The sequence below is a fragment of the Dysgonomonas massiliensis genome (genome assembly GCF_900240225.1).
Taxonomy (GTDB): domain Bacteria; phylum Bacteroidota; class Bacteroidia; order Bacteroidales; family Dysgonomonadaceae; genus Dysgonomonas; species Dysgonomonas massiliensis.
Window position 1 is genome coordinate 217,114 of the sequence record NZ_OEPV01000004.1, and the last position, 18,300, is coordinate 235,413.

Below are 18,300 nucleotides of genomic sequence, written 5' to 3' on the forward strand. Positions count from 1 at the left end.
GCGGGTTGATTTTCAACCCGCTATTTTGTTTTAAACAAGTGTTTTATTGCTAAGACTGGATGTTTATATATCATTCTTGGTCCGGCAAACCGCATAACATTACGTATTTTTTCTCGCATTTCTGGTTTGTAACAATGAACCGGACATTTTTCACAAGTAGGCTTATTATTTCCATACTTACATCTCGAAAGACGAGATTGGGCGTAATCATTCAATTCTTCACATTCTGCGCATAAAGAACTATGTGTTCCATGTTTGGCATTACAATAAATATATATCATTTTGCCAACAGTGAGTTTTTCTTGTCTATTCATCAAGTACAAAATTAGAATCAGACATACGTTCGTCATTAGAAAACAGTATCATTCCTGTTTTCATTCGCTTGAAATTTAGCTTTTTATAAAAACTCTCCTTGCCGGGTGATGCATATAGCATAAAGTTGCAATCCGGAGTTTTTTGCATAAGTCGATTTACTAATTCTTTTCCGATTCCAAGACCTTGGTATTCCGGCAAAATGGCTATGTCATACAAAGCAGACTGACGTATACCATCAGACAGCATTCTGCCACAACCAATTAAGTCTTGATCGTCAAAAGCAAAAATTACAGCATAACTTGCTTCAAAAGACTTTTTATGTCCTTTAGCATCTATATATGACATTCCAACTTCTTTGAGCAAATCAGGAATCTTATTCCAATTGATATTATTGCAATTTTCTTGAAAGTGTAAATTCATGAATACAAATTTACTACTCAAAATTGAATATTAATGAAATCATTCGAGTTTTTCCAGAGCCAAGTGCATCTCTATATTTCATGATGTCTAAATCTGTTATGTCAGACTTATCTGTATCAACTAGATCAGCTAGACCGAGGGTGAAACGTAGTTCGGGGCAAAGTTTAAAAAGAGGTAGATATATATTACAACCTATACCGAATTCCAATCCGTAATCCATCTTTTTCATGCGGATCGCCTTATCTTTATCATTGTTTAGGCTCATATTTACATATGGACCAGCCAAAAGGTACGGACGAGCATTATGAATACGCGAGCCGCTAAATTTTAAATGTATAGGAACCGATATATAATTATTCTTGGTTGTAATATCGTATTTTTCACCGGTAGATTGTTCTCTGAAAAGGTATTTCTTCTCACCTATATGAAGGGCAGGAGATACCCTTAGATTAAAATATTGGCTTAAATATCTATCAGCCATAATACCCACTGTAAACCCAGGTGCATAAGCTGGAATGTCTGCAAACCATACCTCGCCATCAGGAGAAGTATGGCCTGTATTTTTCAAGGCCATATCTTGAGCATGAAGGCCTACGAATAAGCCAAAATGATATAGTCTTTGATCTGCATTTGGCTGATTTTGTACTTTCCTATATGATTGTGCTGCCACAGAATTTGAAAAAAACAGTAGTAGCAAAACTGTAATAACTATGTAAAAAGTATTTGTTTTCAATATTATAATTGTTTTGTTTTTAAACGTAAAGAGTAGGTAATTATTGTTTATTTTAATTGTCTATTATGTATAGATTAATTCTATTTGCTCTAAATTATCAAACACAAAGGATTAATGTTTAATTGATTATGCTATCCACAGGTAGCAAAATGTGTGATAATTGAGAATAATTCACAAAATTAATTTTGGTAAAGTATGAAAACTATATATATTTGCAGTATCAAAGTTAAAAAATAATAATTTAAAACTAAACTATCATGGCATACGTAATTAATGAAGATTGTATCGCTTGTGGAAGCTGTATTGACGAGTGTCCAGTTTCAGCTATTTCAGAAGGTGATATCTATGTAATTGATGCTGATGTGTGTACAGACTGTGGAACATGTGCAGATGCATGTCCATCTGAAGCAATACATCCAGCTTAATTTTTTAGATTAAGAAGCATACGAAAAGCTACAATAATTTTATTGTAGCTTTTTTGTTATATTTGCTCTCGTCATTTTGGAGATATGTAATCTCTTTTTATTGTCAATTATGGATAAGAATCTACTATTATTTTTTTCTTTAGTTATTTGCCTACTTTCTGGATCTAGGATATATGCACAATCGAATATTGTTCAATTAAGTGATTCGTCTAAGGTAAGTGTTCTCACAAACTCAGCATCACCACGATATGTCTATAGCATGTTTGGACACACTGTATTGCGAGTTCAGGATCCAATAAATAGGATAGACTTATCATTTAATTATGGAGTATTTGATTTTGATAGCCCCAATTTTATGTGGCGTTTTGTCACAGGAGCAACAGATTACATGGTGGTTGGCTATAATTCGAGATTTGCAATAGAAGAATATCATGAAAGGGGTGTTGAAATTAAAGAGCAGGTTTTGAACTTAACATTAAAGGAAAAACAAAATGTATGGAATGCATTGGTTGTAAATTCTTTGCCGGAAAACAGAATCTATAGGTACAATTTCTTATACGATAATTGTGCTACACGCCCAAGAGATATAGTTGAAGCAAATATAGAGGGCCAGATTCGATATACAGCTACTAATAAAGAGCAAACTTACAGAAATTTGATTCACGAATGTGTTGCCCAAAAGCCTTGGTTGCGTTTTGGAATAGATTTGGTTATAGGTGCTGATGCTGATAAAATAATATCTGACAGACAGAAAGACTTTCTGCCTAGTTATTTATATCAAGCAATTGATGGAGCAGAAGTGATAGAAGGCGATAGTGTGCGAGCTCTGGTTGTAGAAACAAATACTCTTTCTTCACCAAGTACTTTAGTAAAAGAAGATAATTTACCAATTGACTATCCATTGATTGTCGGTATTATTTCATTAATCTTAGTTTTGTTGTTTTCTTATTGGGCTTATAAATATGATCACAATACTTTAGTAAAATTATTTGATACAATATTGTTTATTTTTGCCGGTATTTTAGGAAGTATTATCTATTTCTTAATGTTTCACTCAACCCATCCTTGTGTCGATAATAATTGGAATCTAGTTTGGCTCAATCCAATAATGCTAATAGCCGGTTTGTTATTTTTTGTAAAACCACTAGCAAAATGCATTTATTATTATCATTTTATTAACTTTGTGGCGCTAACAACCTTGCTTTTGGCATGGGTTTTGATTCCTCAGTATATGGAATTAGCCTTTATACCTTATGTGGTGATATTATTGGTGCGTTCGGTTATGAACGTAATTACTCAGAGAAAGGTTGTTGGTGTAAAATAAATACAGATTGAAATAATTTAATGATTAGAATATTAACAACTCTTGTTGCTGCTATAGCTGTATCTTCGTTGCAAGCACAGCAACATGATGTGTCTTCCTCTCGAGAAATGCCTAAGCTGGTAGTTGGAATTACTATCGATCAGCTACGAGGAGATTATATCGAGCTTTTCAAATCTTCATTCTCAGAACGTGGGTTCAAGCGTTTATTAAACGAAGGCTTAGTTTATGAGAATATGAAGTTTGATCAACCAAATCTTGATGCGTCATCGTCTATTGCTACTATTTATACAGGAACAACTCCTTTTTATCATGGTATTGTAGGTAATAAGAAGTATTCAATCAAAGAAGATAAAGATATATCTATCTTCGAAGATCAAAACTTTTTAGGAAACTACACGCATGACAAAGTGTCGCCTTTAGCTATGCTCGCTTCAACGGTGACAGATGAACTTAAATTGGCATCGAATAGTGCTTCAGATGTATATGCATTTGCTCCTACAACCGAGCAAGCAATGATTTCTGGTGGTCATTTAGCTAATGGTGTATTCTGGCTAGACTCGTACAACGGGAAATGGTCATCATCTACTTTCTATAGAGATTTTTATTGGGTGGTAGATCAAGAGAATAGAGATCAAAACTCATATCCATATAAAGTTATTTCGAGCCAAATATGGAAACCTTTGTTAGATATAAATAAATATAATGCTTTCCCATATACACAGGGTGTAGTTAATTTTCAACGAGGACTTGCCGCTGATGGAAATCTGACATTTCGAAATTTCAAGAAATCGCCATTTATGAATCAATATGTGCGCGAAACAAGCTTGAAAGTTCTTGAGAAAGCGGATATGGGTAAGCGTATCAATCCTGATTTTTTAGCTCTTACTTTTTATGCGGGCTCATTTCCTGGAGCTGCAAATAATTCTCCTGAAATTCAAGACCTATATATTCGTTTAGATAAAGATATTGAAGCTTTATTGGATGGAATCGACAAAACAGTAGGACTGAAAAATACACTTATATTTGTTACGTCGACTGGGTATTTTGATGGCGAAGAAACTCCTAATAATATCATAAATAGGGGAGCGTTTCATATAAATCGTTGCGAGGCATTGCTTAATATGTATTTGATGGCTATATATGGTAATGAGCAATGGGTAAAGAAATATCATAATAATCAGATATATTTAGATAGAAAACGTATTGGGGATAAAGGGCTTTCTCTTAGAGAAGTTCAGGAAAAAGCAGCCGAGTTTGTAGCTGAATTTACAGGAGTTCAGGATGTTTATACTGCATATCAGCTTAAGCACGGTGAATGGAATCCAATAATGGAATTCTACAAGAATGGTTATTCAAAAGAATCATCAGGTGACTTGTTTGTTGAAATACAACCTGGATATAAAATTGTAAATGAACAAAATCCAGAATTTAAGACAAAGGTTGTACGAAATAATGCAATCATTTGTCCCGTAATCTTCTTTGGAAACAATATCAAGCCTCAAAGAATAAAACGTACAATAAAAGCTGTAGAAATTGCTCCTACGATATCTCAGGTGTTGAGAATAAGACCGCCAAATGCGGCAATGGGGCAACCTTTATCAGAACTATTTTAATTTAATTGTACGAATAAATATTTATAAAGAAATAAAAAAACTATTATATGGGATTTAATGACATACTAACCAAATTATTTGGAAACAAGTCGCAACGAGATTTAAAAGAGATTAATCCGTATGTTGATAAAGTAAAGGCAGCGTACGAGAAAACGAAAATGTTATCGAATGATGAAATGAGAGCTAAAACGCTCGAAATTCGTCAAAAAATTCAAGATTATGTTGCTGCTGAGAAAAATAAGATTGCTGAGCTGAAGGCCAACATCGAAAATATAGATATAGATAAACGTGAAACTGTTTGGGCTGAAGTTGATAAGCTTGAAAAAGAAGTAACAGCAAAATATGAAGAAATATTAGAACAAGTATTGCCAGAAGTATTTGCTATAGTAAAAGATACAGCACGCCGTTTCACTGAAAATGAAGAAATCGTTGTAACGGCTACCGATTTTGATCGCCAACTTGCCGAAACTCATGATTTCGTAGAAATAGATGGAGATAAAGCTGTTTATTTCAATCGCTGGGTTGCAGGAGGTAATGAGATTGTATGGGATATGATCCATTATGATGTACAGCTTTTTGGAGGTACAGTATTGCATAAAGGTAAAATTGCTGAGATGGCAACCGGTGAAGGTAAGACTTTGGTTGGTACACTTCCGGTGTTTTTGAATGCATTAACCGGTGAGGGTGTTCATGTTGTAACAGTGAATGACTACTTAGCAAGACGTGACTCGGAATGGATGGGGCCGATCTATATGTTTAATGGCTTGTCTGTTGATTGTATAGATAGACATCAACCAAACTCGGAGGCTCGTCGTCAGGCTTATCGTGCTGATATTACTTTTGGAACAAATAATGAATTTGGTTTCGATTATCTGCGTGATAATATGGCAATCAATCCAAATGATTTGGTACAACGCAAGCATAACTTTGCTATCGTTGACGAGGTTGACTCGGTATTAATTGATGATGCTCGTACGCCATTGATTATTTCAGGTCCAACACCCAAAGGAGATGAGCAGTTATTCGAAGAATTCCGTCCTCGTGTTGAAGTAATTGTAAGAGCACAACGTGAGTTATGTTCTAAATTGTTAGTTGAAGCAAAAGCTAAAATAGCTTCGGATGACAAAAAAGAGCAAGAAGAAGGCTTCTTGTTGCTATATCGTTCATACAAAGGTTTACCTAAGAGCAAGCCTTTGATTAAATTTTTAAGTGAACCAGGCATAAAAGCGGGAATGCTAAAAACAGAAGAGCATTATATGGCAGAGCAAAGCCGTAATATGCATATCGTAACAGATGAGTTGCTCTTCGTTATTGATGAAAAAAACAATCAGATTGAACTGACAGATAAAGGTATTGACCACTTAACTGGACGTTCGGATGACCCTCAATTCTTCGTACTTCCTGATATTAGCGCACAGCTTTCTGAATTAGAAGGCTTGGCTATAGCTGATGAAGAAAAAGCTCAGAAGAAAGATGAAATTATGCAGAATTACTCAGTTAAGTCTGAGCGTGTTCATACAGTAAATCAATTACTGAAAGCGTACTGCTTGTTTGAAAAAGACGATGAGTATGTTGTTATGGACAATAAGGTGATGATTGTTGATGAGCAGACAGGTCGTATTATGGATGGTCGTCGTTACTCCGATGGCTTACATCAAGCGATAGAAGCTAAAGAAGGGGTTAAAGTTGAAGCTGCAACTCAAACATTCGCAACAATTACGCTGCAAAACTATTTCCGTATGTACAACAAGCTTGCAGGTATGACCGGTACAGCTGAAACGGAAGCAGGAGAGCTTTGGGATATCTATAAATTGGATGTAGTGGTTATTCCGACTAATCGTCCGATAGCCCGTAATGATATGAATGACCGTATTTATAAAACTAAACGCGAAAAATACAATGCGGTTATTGAAGAAATTGTAAGTTTAGTTGAACAAAATCGAGCAGTTCTTGTAGGTACTACTTCTGTTGAAATATCTGAATTGCTTAGTAAGATGTTACATCTTCGCAAAATTAAGCATACAGTTTTGAATGCTAAGTTGCATCAGAAGGAAGCAGAAGTTGTTGCTAATGCTGGTCAGCCAGGTGCAGTAACTATTGCAACGAATATGGCTGGTCGTGGTACTGACATTAAGTTGGCACCGGAAGTGAAAGCAGCAGGAGGTTTGGCAATTATTGGTACTGAGCGTCATGAGTCTCGTCGCGTTGACCGTCAGTTGAGAGGGCGTGCTGGACGTCAAGGAGACCCAGGGTCATCTGTATTCTATATCTCTCTAGAAGATGATTTAATGCGTTTGTTTGCGTCAGAACGTATTGCTGGCATGATGGACCGTATGGGTTTCAAAGATGGAGAAATGTTGGAGCATAGTATGCTTAGCAAATCGGTAGAACGTGCTCAGAAGAAAGTAGAAGAGAACAACTTTGGTATTCGCAAACGTTTGCTTGAGTATGACGATGTTATGAACTCGCAACGTGAAGTTATCTATACTCGTCGTCGTCATGCGTTGATGGGTGAGCGTATAGGTATTGATATCGTCAATATGTTTTACGATACAGCTCAAGAACTGGTTAATCGTTGCCGTGAAGAAAACGATTATGAGACATTGAAAATTGATACACTTCGCATATTAGCTGTCGAATCTCCAATCACTGAATCGGAATTCCGTACAGCAAAAGTTGAAGATCTTGTAGAAAAATTGTTTAATAGAGCAGTTCAGAACTTCAAAGAAAAGATGGATCGCTTGGCAGATGTGACGAAACCAGTCATCAAACAAGTATTCGAAGAGCAAGGTGATCGTTATGAGAATATACTTATACCAATAACGGATGGTAAACGTGTATACAATATTTCATGCAACTTGAAGGAAGCATACGAGACAGAGTCTAAATCGGTTGTAAAATCATTTGAGAAAGCAATCGTATTGCATACTATAGATGAATCATGGAAAGAACATTTGCGTGAAATGGATGACTTGCGTCAATCTGTTCAGAATGCAAGTTACGAGCAAAAAGATCCATTGTTGATCTATAAGCTCGAATCGTTCAAGCTGTTTAGTGCCATGCTTGTAGTAGTTAATAGTAAAGCTGTAACAGTATTAATGCGTGGTCAAATTCCACTTCGTGAGCCAGAGCAAGTGCAGCAAGCTAAAGAAGAAGAGAAAACTGATTATAGTAAAATGAAGGCCGGTAGAACTGAGGACGGATCTTCTGGTAATCAACGTGTGCCAGGTCAGCCTCCACAACCACAAAAGGTGGCGCCGATTAAAGTTGATAAAGTTCCCGGACGTAATGAACCTTGTTTCTGTGGTAGTGGATTGAAGTATAAAAACTGTCATGGAAAACATGCTTAATTGAAACAAAAATTAAGGTTTTCTAATAAAAATAATATTTTGATAAAGCCCGATAGAAACATCACTTCTGTCGGGCTTTTTTGTATGGTAAAATTTTAACTATTGCATTATATTTAGTATCTTAGCATGTTTTTATTTGCGGCATGAAAATCGCATAAATACAGCAGACTATTGATTAGATAAAACTTAATTAAATAATGGGATATCAGGAAGATAGAATTATTAAAATCAACATTGAGGATGAGATGAAATCTGCTTACATCGACTATTCGATGTCAGTAATTGTTTCGCGTGCATTGCCCGATGTTAGAGATGGATTTAAACCTGTTCACCGCCGTATACTTTTTGGTATGAGTGAATTAGGTAATGCGTCTAATAAGCCGCATAAAAAATCAGCGAGAATCGTCGGTGAAGTGCTAGGTAAGTATCACCCACACGGAGACTCATCAGTCTACTTTGCGATGGTACGTATGGCTCAGGAATGGAGTATGCGTTATATGCTTGTAGATGGTCAGGGTAATATGGGTAGTGTGGACGGAGATAGTCCGGCGGCTATGCGTTATACCGAAGCTCGTTTGAGTCGTTTAGCCGAAGAAATGTTGAAAGATATAGATAAAGAAACTGTTGATTTTCAACTAAACTTTGACGATACACTGAAAGAACCAACTGTTCTGCCAACTCGTATTCCGAATCTATTGATAAATGGTGCTTCGGGTATCGCTGTAGGTATGGCTACTAATATGCCTCCTCACAATATGACGGAGTCTATTAATGCTATAATTGCTTATATCGATAATAGAGATATTGATATTGAAGGTTTAATGCAATATATTAAAGCTCCAGATTTTCCGTCAGGAGGTTTTATTTATGGATATCAAGGTGTTAAGGATGCATTCGAGACTGGTCGTGGACGTATTATTATGCGTGGTAGAGCAGAGATCGAAACAGAAAGTTCACATGATAAAATCATTATAACCGAAATTCCATATCTAGTTAATAAAGCTGAACTGATCAAGCATATTGCAGATTTGGTAAGCGAGAAACGCTTAGAAGGAATAAGCAACATTAATGATGAAACCGACCGTCAGGGTATGCGTATTGTTGTGGATGTGAGACGTGATGCTAATGCAAATGTTGTGCTAAATAAATTGTACAAATTAACAGCTTTGCAATCATCGTTCAGCGTAAACAATATTGCACTAGTTAATGGACGTCCGCGTACATTAAACTTGAAAGATATGATCTCTTGCTTTGTCGATCACCGTTATGATGTTGTTATTCGTCGTACGCAATATGAATTGCGAAAAGCTGAAGAAAGAGCACATATCTTAGAAGGATTGATTATCGCATCAGATAACATAGATGAAGTAATTAAAATAATCAGAGGTTCTAAATCGCCTCAAGAAGCTATTGAAAGCTTAATTGCCAGATTTAACTTGTCTGAGATTCAATCGCGTGCAATTGTAGAAATGCGTTTGCGCCAATTAACAGGACTCGAGCAAGATAAATTGAGAGCTGAGTTTGATGAGATTCAAAAGTTAATTGCTTATTTGAATGAAATCTTATCGAACGATGATCTTGCAATGAAAGTGATTAAAGACGAGTTAATTGAGATTAAAGACAAATACGGTGATGAACGACGTTCTGAAATCGTATATTCTTCAGAAGAACTTAATCCGGAAGACTTTTATGCTGATGATGAGATGATTATTACTATCTCTCACATGGGCTATATCAAACGTACTCCGTTAACAGAATTCAAAACTCAGAATAGAGGTGGAGTAGGGGCTAAAGGCTCAGAGACACGTGATGAAGATTTCATCGAATACATCTATACAGCTACTATGCATGACTATATGCTTCTGTTTACACAAAAAGGAAGATGTTATTGGTTACGTGTATTTGATATTCCTGAAGGTTCTAAGAACTCAAAAGGTCGTGCAATTCAAAACTTATTGAATATCGCTTCTGATGATAAAGTTACTGCATTTGTGAGAATTAAAGGATTGATGGATAGTGAATTTGTGAACAACCACTATTTAATGTTCTGTACTAAGAACGGTGTTGTTAAGAAAACATTATTAGAAGCATATTCTCGTCCTCGCCAAAATGGTGTAAATGCAATAACTATTCGAGAAGACGATAAAGTAATAGAAGTGCTTATGACTGATGGTGATAGCGAAATATTGATGGCAAATCGCAATGGTCGCGCTATCCGTTTCCATGAGTCGAATGTTCGTGAAATGGGACGTACTGCAACCGGTGTTAGAGGTATGCGTATTGACGAAGATGATCCTACAGACGAAGTTGTTGGAATGCTGGTAATGTCAAAAGAAGATCAAATCACTAAATCTATTATGGTTGTTTCAGAGTTGGGCTATGGAAAACGTACTCGATTAAATGATGAAGATGGAGAGCCTGTTTATAGAATTACAAGTCGCGGTGGTAAAGGTGTTAAAACACTGAATATTACAGATAAAACAGGAAAATTAGTTTCTATAGATAGTGTAGTAGATGATAATGATTTAATGATTATTAATAAATCTGGTATAACTATTAGGATGAAAGTTTCCGATATTCGCATAATGGGACGTGCAACCCAAGGTGTGAGATTGATCAACTTGGGTAAGAAAAATGATGAAATTGCCTCAGTTTGTGTAGTTTCATCTGAAGGAGATGATGACGATGTAGAATTAGATAATAATATTAATATTTCTGAAACAGAAATAAATAAAGAAAATTGAAACATTTAAATAGTACCATTATGAAACGAATATTAATAGTCGTATCACTATGCTTGGTGGCTTCAGGAGCTGCTTTTTCTCAAAAGAAAGTATTGAAAGAGGTAAAGTCAGCATTAGACAAAGGAAGCTTTAATGAAGCAAGAGAACTTATTAAGCCAGCATTAACAGATCCTGAAACTGCAACTAGCCCTGATACATGGAAATTAGCTGGTGATATTGAATTTAAGTCAGCAGATAAAGAAGTTGATAACGAAAGATTGAAAGACTTCAACAAAGGGGCAGGGTGGAATGAAGAAGTGCTATACACAGGTATGCGTAATATGATTGAACCATATTTGAAAGCAGATTCATTAGCTCAACTTCCTGATGAGAAAGGTAAAGTTAAAAATAAAGTAAGAAAAGATATTGTTAAAAATATCACTGCTTTATATCAGTATTATCCTAACGGAGGTGTGTATTATAATCAGAAATCAGATACTAAGAATGCTTCTGCAATGTTTGAGCTATACTGGACTATACCTCAAATAGACATCTTTACACCAGAAGAAGCTAAGGTATTCAATACTGCTGATAGCTCATATCAGATTATTAAATATTACACTATAATTACTGCTCTTCAATCGGATGATAAGGATCGTACTATCAATCTATTGAAGAAAATTATATCAGAACCATACATTGAAAATGCTACTCAAAAAGAAAGCGATCCATATGAATTGCTTGCAAATGAGTACATTACAAAAGGAGATACTGTTAACTATTTAGAAATGCTTAAAGTAGGTTCAAGTAAATTCCCTTCAAATCAGTATTTTACATCTAATTTGATCAATGAATATATCAAAGCAGGAGAAAAAGACAAAGCTATTGATTTCCTAGATCAAGCTATTGCAGCAGGAAATACGTCTGACATCTGTATGTTCTCTAGTGTTAAAGGTTCATTGTATCTTGATAGCAAAGAATACGATAAAGCTCTTGAAATTTACCAAACTACGTTAACTAATGATCCTTCATGCGAAAGATCAATGGAAGGTCTAGGACTTGTATATGCTTTCAAAGCGCAAGATATTAAAGAAAGTATCGTAAATCTTTCTCGTAAAGAGCAAGTTGAAGCTGATAAACAAACAGTAGATTTGTATATGAAAGCTATGGAGCAATTTGAAAAATTGTATAATACTCAAACAGAAAGAGCTGATAGCAAATCAAATATCAAAAAAACATTGCAGAAGCTACAAAATGTATATTACAATTTGAGCTTGCTTAATGTTGATAAAGAAAAAGAACTTAAAGATGTTGATGCTCAACTTGAAGAGCTAAAATATGAATAAGGTTGAAGTATACAATTTCAGAAAAAGATGCCAGTAAATAGGCATCTTTTTTTATGAATGCAATTGTTATATAATAACTATTATGTTTAATTATTAATGCGAAATTAATTAAACAGGCCAGCTCGAAACTTTTTTTTTCAAATAAGAATGAATACCTTTACTCTAAATGTAACGAGATATTTAAAACTAATAATACGAACAAAATGGATCATATCGAGAATAGTGGCAAGTTCAAGGGTTTGCAAGTGAATAAAGGTACATCAGAGCAGCCAATGGTCAATCCATATATGAAGGACTTCAAACGCTTTAAACGTAAGGAATATTCAGCTGATGAATTCGTCGAAGGTATTCTTAAAGGAAATATCTCGATATTAAGTCAAGCGGTTACCCTCATTGAGAGCTCTAGAATTGATCACCAGATTTTAGCTCAGGAAATTATTGAAAAATGTTTACCCTATTCTGGTAATTCTGTGCGTATTGGTATTACAGGTGTTCCTGGTGCCGGAAAAAGTACTTCAATCGATGTATTTGGAACGCATTTGATTAAGCAAAATCACAAAGTAGCAGTTCTAGCTATTGATCCCTCGAGTGAAGTGACAAAAGGTAGTATTTTGGGTGATAAAACCCGCATGGAAAAACTTTCGATAGAGAAAGATGCTTTTATTCGCCCCTCTCCTTCTGCTGGCTCCTTAGGTGGTGTTGCTCGCAAAACACGTGAAACAATTATTCTTTGTGAAGCTGCAGGTTTTGATCGGATTATAATTGAAACTGTAGGAGTTGGACAATCCGAAACAGCAGTGCATTCAATGGTTGATTTCTTTTTATTGATACAATTAGCCGGAACTGGAGATGAATTGCAAGGTATTAAAAGAGGAATCATGGAGATGGCTGATGGTATTGTCATAAACAAGGCTGATGGTAGCAATATTGAAAAGGCAAAATTGGCTCAATCGCATTTTAGAAATGCTTTGCATTTATTTCCGTTACCTGAATCAGGTTGGAAACCAGAAGTGTTGACATATTCTGGTTATTATGAAATAGGTATACCTGAAATATGGGATATGATAGACAAATACATCGATTTTGTTACTAAAAATGGATATTTCGATTATCGGAGAAACGAACAATCAAAATATTGGATGTATGAAACTATAAATGACCGTTTAAAATCAAATTTTTACAATAATGATTTAATTCAGAGCCAATTGAAGGTCTTGGAACAGGATGTCTTAAATTCGAGAATTAGCTCTTTTTCGGCTGCTACAAAAATCCTTGATATCTATTTCGAAAATGTGAAGTAATTTAACCGCCTTTTCTTACTTATATTTCGTATTTAGAAGCCTTAAAATTTGGCTTTTAATCATTATATTTGCACATGAAAAAATAAAAACAATAGAATACAACCAAATTATAACCAACTAAAACAATTTAAAATCATGGATAAACCATATGCAATTGGTATTGATATAGGTGGAACAAATACAGTTTTTGGTATTGTTGACAAACGTGGCCATATCGTAAACCAAGGATCAATCAAAACAGCACAATACAAGGAAGTTAACGAATACGTTGACAATTTGGCTATTGCAGTTCAGTCTGTAATAGATCAGGTTGGAGGTATTGATACAATTAAAGGTATTGGTGTTGGTGCTCCGAATGGTAACTTCTTTACAGGCTGTATCGAATTTGCTCCTAATTTACCATGGAAAGGCGTTATTCCGTTGGCACAAATGCTTACTGACAAACTGAATGTTCCGGTTGCTCTAACGAATGATGCCAATGCTGCTGCAATTGGGGAAATGACATATGGTGCCGCAAGAGGGATGAAAGACTTTATTGTGATTACACTTGGTACAGGTGTAGGTAGCGGTATTGTTGTAAATGGCCAATTAGTATATGGTAATGATGGATTTGCGGGCGAATTAGGACATACTACTATTCGTAGAGACGGCCGTTTGTGTGGCTGTGGTCGCAAAGGATGTCTTGAAACTTATAGCTCGGCGACAGGAGTTGCTCGTTCAGCTCGGGAGTTTTTGAGTAACAGATCAGATGCCTCATTATTGAGAAATCTTAATCCTGAAGAAATTACATCAAAAGACGTATATGATGCTGCTATACAAGGCGATATAATTGCAAAAGAAATTTTCGAGTATACAGGACAACTATTAGGGGAAGCATTTGCTGACTTTGTCGCATTCTCTAGCCCTGAAGCTATCATATTATTCGGAGGATTGACTAAATCAGGAAAATTGATCTTCGATCCTATCCGTATGCATATGGAGAAGAACTTGTTGAATATATATCAGAACAAGGTAAAGCTTATGATGTCGGAACTAAAAGAGAGCGATGCTGCCGTTTTGGGTGCAAGTGCTCTTGGATGGGAAGTTAAAGACTATTAATCCATAAGTTACGCTAAGATAAAATTATTGAATACAGCTTGCAAATCAGTGCAGGCTGTGTTTGTTTATACTGAAACGAATACTTAACTTTGTGCCAAAATTTTATTTACCTTTCAATATAGAATAATGAGCGATCAACGATACAATCAACGAGGAGTTTCTGCTTCGAAAGAAGATGTACATAATGCAATAAAAAATATTGACAAAGGCATATTTCCAAAGGCTTTTTGTAAGATAATTCCTGATATTTTGGGAGGTGATCCGGAGTATTGCAACATAATGCATGCTGATGGTGCCGGAACAAAATCATCTCTGGCATATATGTATTGGAAAGAGACTGGTGATATATCGGTTTGGAAAGGGATTTCGCAAGATGCACTGATAATGAATATTGACGACCTTCTATGTGTAGGAGCTACTGATAATATTCTTCTTTCATCAACTATCGGGCGCAATAAAATGCTGATTCCGGGAGAAGTTATTTCAGCAATTATAAATGGCACAAATGATCTTTGCGAAGAATTAGCTGAGCAAGGAGTAAATATATATCCGACAGGAGGCGAGACAGCTGACGTAGGTGATCTTGTTCGTACAATTATAGTAGATAGTACTGTGACTTGTAGAATGAAACGCTCTGACGTAATTTCTAATGATAATATACGTGGTGGCGAAGTTATAGTTGGACTCTCTTCTTCTGGTCAGGCTACATATGAAAAAGAATACAACGGAGGTATGGGTAGCAATGGTTTGACATCTGCACGCCATGATGTTTTTGCAAATTATCTAGCAGAAAAATATCCGGAAAGTTATGATGCTTCAATTCCTTCTGATTTGGTTTACTCAGGAAAAATGAAATTAACTGATACTATTGAAGGATTAGATATTGATGCAGGCAAACTTGTTTTGTCCCCTACTCGCACCTATGCGCCTGTCATTAAAAAGATATTGAACGAGTTAAGACCTCATATTCACGGGATGATACATTGTTCGGGAGGTGCTCAAACGAAGATATTACATTTCGTTGAAAACGTAAAAGTGATCAAAAATAATATGTTCCCAGTTCCTCCATTATTCAAATTAATACAAGAGCAATCTGGTACTGATTGGAAAGAAATGTACAAAGTCTTCAATATGGGACATCGTATGGAGATATATCTTCCAGCTGAATATGCACAACAAGTTATTGAGATATCTAAATCATTCAATATTGATGCTCAAATAGTAGGTCGAGTTGAAGCATCTGAAAAAACAGAATTGGTTATCGAAAGCGAATTTGGCAGATTTGAATATTAAAATTAATTTTAAAATAAACATATAATATAGTTTAACCCATGGGAAGAGCATTTGAATATAGAAAAGCTACCAAAATGAAACGCTGGGGAAACATGGCCCGCGTATTTACTAAATTAGGCAAACAAATCACGATCGCAGTGAAAGAAGGTGGCTCGGATCCAAACGCTAACCCTCACTTGAGAATGCTGATGCAGCAAGTGAAGAAGGAAAATATGCCTAAGGAAAACGTTGAGCGTGCTATAAAAAGAGCAACATCGAAAGATGAAGCAGACTACAAAGAAATGCTTTACGAAGGATATGGGCCGTTTGGTATTGCCATTATGGTAGAGACTGCAACAGATAATACAAACCGAACTGTAGCTAATATTCGTAGCTATTTCACTAAATATGGAGGTTCGTTAGGTACATCTGGTAGTCTTGAGTTTATGTTCGATCATATGTGTATCTTTAAAATTGCGCCAAAAGAAGGTGTAGAATTAGAAGATCTTGAACTTGAGCTAATAGATTTTGGCGTAGAAGAAGTTGAGCAAGATGAAGATGAAATTTTGATTTATGGAGATTTTAAATCAAACTCATATATTCAAAAATACTTGGAAGACAATGCTTTCGAAATTCACAGCGTTGAGTTTGTTCGTCTACCAAAAGATATAAAAGATGTTACACCTGAACAAAGAGAACAAATTCAGAAATTACTTGACAAGATTGAGGATGATGAAGATGTACAAAATGTCTTCCATAATATGAAAGAAGAAGACGAAGAATAAAACAATTCATCCGATTATATACGAGGCTGTTAGGATCTATATCTTGACAGCCTTATTTGTTAAAAAGTAACACTTGTGCACACTTTTAGGCTATTATTCAAATATTGCACTTTTATAAATTCCAGGTATGAGAAATAGAATGTCAAAGAGCCTTTTCTTTTGAAGTATAGATAAAGTTAATAAATTCCTATCTATTTCATTCTTAAATAAAATCAATGTATTTTTGATATTATAAAGCAAAATTTAGACTGATGATAAGACAATTTATTATAATATTATCTATTGTTATACAGAGTGTTGTACTTTATTCGCAGCAAAGATATAAAACTACCCCTCTGACTGACAAAATTGCAACTTTAGAAGTCATGACAAACTCAGGATGGGGATCTTATCCTATAATTAGACTAGGTAGTGACGAATATGTATCTATTGAATTTGATTATCTGTCAGAAGAGGTTTTTAATAGATTACGCTATAAAGTAACACACTGTGATGCTAGCTGGAGAAAAAGTGATAGAATATCTGAAATTGAATATTTAAATGGCTTTAATCATAGCTTAATCGAAGATTACGAGTTGTCAAACAACACGACAGTAGATTATACTCATTATAAGCTAGAAATTCCGAATAAGGATGTAAGTTTTAAAGTGTCAGGTAATTATTTGGTAGAAGTTTATGACGAGGATAATCCAGGTAAAATACTCTTAAATGCTTGTTTCTCTGTGAATGAAGCTCTAGCAAGCATCGGGTACAAACTATCTACAATAACTAACATAGATGCCAATAAAGAGCATCAGCAATTATCTATAACGGTTAATAATTCTCTTGATATTCGAAATCCGGTAGATGAGTTGAAGGTTGTTGTATTACAAAATGATCGTCTAGATACTGAACGTAGTAATCTAAAACCATTCTTAGTAACTCCTCAAAAGGTAACATACGATCAAAATTTAGACTTAATTTTTGAAGCCGGAAATGAATATCGTCGATTCGAAACCTCCTCTTATCGATCTAATGGTTATCGTGTAGCAAGCTTGAAATATAATCCTCCGTATTATGAAATGTACATAAATGATGAAAAAATCAGAAGTAATAGTACCTATAGTTATGATCAGGATCAGAATGGACGTTTTATGATTCGAAGTGCAGATACAGATTATACAGAGACAGAGGCAGATTATTTTATGACAATTTTTACTTTGCCGATGGAAAAAGAATTGCCATATCCAATATTTATAAATGGTGATTTCACATATAACACATTCTCTGATAGATATAAGATGAAATACGATCCTCTGAATAAAGAATATCGCCTTAGTCTTCTTCTCAAACAAGGGTTATACAATTACCAATATCTGGTCTACTCAGAAAAAGGACAATTTACTACATCTGTGATTGAAGGTAACTATTATGAGGCTGAGAATGAATATGTAGCCTATGTATATTATTGCCCTATTGGCCAATATTATGATCGTTTGATTGCTACTCAATTTTTTCAGTCTCGTGCCAAGTAATTAAATATTCTTAATAGCGTTATAAACGCTTGTACATGCAACCTAAAAACAGCATTAAGTGCTGTTTTTTTTTTACTTTTG

Annotated in this window: 14 protein-coding genes; 11 read left to right on the forward strand and 3 right to left on the reverse strand. The window is 35.1% G+C overall.

Annotated features, from left to right (window positions below):
- Nucleotides 1-20: 20 nt before the first annotated feature.
- Genes C1A06_RS05750 through porT form a run of 3 tightly spaced genes read right to left on the reverse strand, consistent with a single transcriptional unit; the run spans nt 21 to nt 1,468 of the window.
- Nucleotides 21-350: a nitrous oxide-stimulated promoter family protein gene (locus C1A06_RS05750; protein WP_306346014.1), complete on the reverse strand. Its 330-nt coding sequence runs from the start codon at nt 348-350 to the stop codon at nt 21-23.
- Complete coding sequence (locus C1A06_RS05755; protein WP_101689289.1) at nt 307-735, reverse strand: GNAT family N-acetyltransferase; 429 nt, start codon at nt 733-735, stop codon at nt 307-309. The genes C1A06_RS05750 and C1A06_RS05755 overlap by 44 nt, the downstream gene beginning before the upstream one ends.
- 13 nt (nt 736-748) lie before the next feature.
- Entirely contained in the window at nt 749-1,468 is a 720-nt protein-coding gene (gene porT, locus C1A06_RS05760) for a type IX secretion/gliding motility protein PorT/SprT (protein ID WP_442341961.1), read from the reverse strand.
- 257 nt (nt 1,469-1,725) lie between these two features.
- Here porT and fdxA point away from each other — a divergent pair, with 257 nt between their 5' ends.
- The 11 genes from fdxA to C1A06_RS05815 all read left to right on the forward strand — a co-directional run bounded on the left by fdxA (nt 1,726) and on the right by C1A06_RS05815 (nt 18,219).
- On the forward strand, nt 1,726-1,893 hold the full coding sequence (gene fdxA, locus C1A06_RS05765; RefSeq protein ID WP_101689290.1) for a 4Fe-4S ferredoxin: 168 nt from the start codon (nt 1,726-1,728) through the stop codon (nt 1,891-1,893).
- Between the two features lie 109 nt (nt 1,894-2,002).
- The gene (locus C1A06_RS05770) at nt 2,003-3,217 is read left to right on the forward strand and encodes a lipoprotein N-acyltransferase Lnb domain-containing protein (RefSeq protein ID WP_101689291.1); all 1,215 of its coding nucleotides are present in this window, start codon (nt 2,003-2,005) and stop codon (nt 3,215-3,217) included.
- Between the two features lie 20 nt (nt 3,218-3,237).
- Nucleotides 3,238-4,830: an alkaline phosphatase family protein gene (locus C1A06_RS05775; protein ID WP_101689292.1), complete on the forward strand. Its 1,593-nt coding sequence runs from the start codon at nt 3,238-3,240 to the stop codon at nt 4,828-4,830.
- Between the two features lie 47 nt (nt 4,831-4,877).
- Complete coding sequence (secA, locus tag C1A06_RS05780; protein WP_101689293.1) at nt 4,878-8,180, forward strand: preprotein translocase subunit SecA; 3,303 nt, start codon at nt 4,878-4,880, stop codon at nt 8,178-8,180.
- 197 nt (nt 8,181-8,377) lie between these two features.
- Nucleotides 8,378-10,924: a DNA gyrase subunit A gene (gene gyrA, locus C1A06_RS05785; protein WP_101689294.1), complete on the forward strand. Its 2,547-nt coding sequence runs from the start codon at nt 8,378-8,380 to the stop codon at nt 10,922-10,924.
- 20 nt (nt 10,925-10,944) lie between these two features.
- Nucleotides 10,945-12,249 (forward strand): tetratricopeptide repeat protein, encoded by a 1,305-nt coding sequence (locus C1A06_RS05790; RefSeq protein ID WP_101689295.1) that lies wholly within the window; start codon nt 10,945-10,947, stop codon nt 12,247-12,249.
- Nucleotides 12,250-12,452: 203 nt separating this feature from the next.
- The gene (gene meaB, locus C1A06_RS05795) at nt 12,453-13,550 is read left to right on the forward strand and encodes a methylmalonyl Co-A mutase-associated GTPase MeaB (RefSeq protein ID WP_101689296.1); all 1,098 of its coding nucleotides are present in this window, start codon (nt 12,453-12,455) and stop codon (nt 13,548-13,550) included.
- A gap of 135 nt (nt 13,551-13,685) precedes the next feature.
- Nucleotides 13,686-14,648, forward strand: a complete 963-nt coding sequence (locus tag C1A06_RS05800) for an ROK family protein (RefSeq protein ID WP_101689297.1) — start codon at nt 13,686-13,688, stop codon at nt 14,646-14,648.
- Nucleotides 14,649-14,774: 126 nt separating this feature from the next.
- Nucleotides 14,775-15,941 carry an AIR synthase related protein gene (locus tag C1A06_RS05805; protein WP_101689298.1) on the forward strand — a complete coding sequence of 389 codons (1,167 nt, stop codon included), beginning with the start codon at nt 14,775-14,777 and terminating at the stop codon, nt 15,939-15,941.
- A gap of 38 nt (nt 15,942-15,979) precedes the next feature.
- Nucleotides 15,980-16,705: a YebC/PmpR family DNA-binding transcriptional regulator gene (locus tag C1A06_RS05810; protein ID WP_101689299.1), complete on the forward strand. Its 726-nt coding sequence runs from the start codon at nt 15,980-15,982 to the stop codon at nt 16,703-16,705.
- A gap of 251 nt (nt 16,706-16,956) precedes the next feature.
- Nucleotides 16,957-18,219 carry a type IX secretion system plug protein gene (locus C1A06_RS05815; RefSeq protein ID WP_101689300.1) on the forward strand — a complete coding sequence of 421 codons (1,263 nt, stop codon included), beginning with the start codon at nt 16,957-16,959 and terminating at the stop codon, nt 18,217-18,219.
- Nucleotides 18,220-18,300 lie beyond the last annotated feature (81 nt).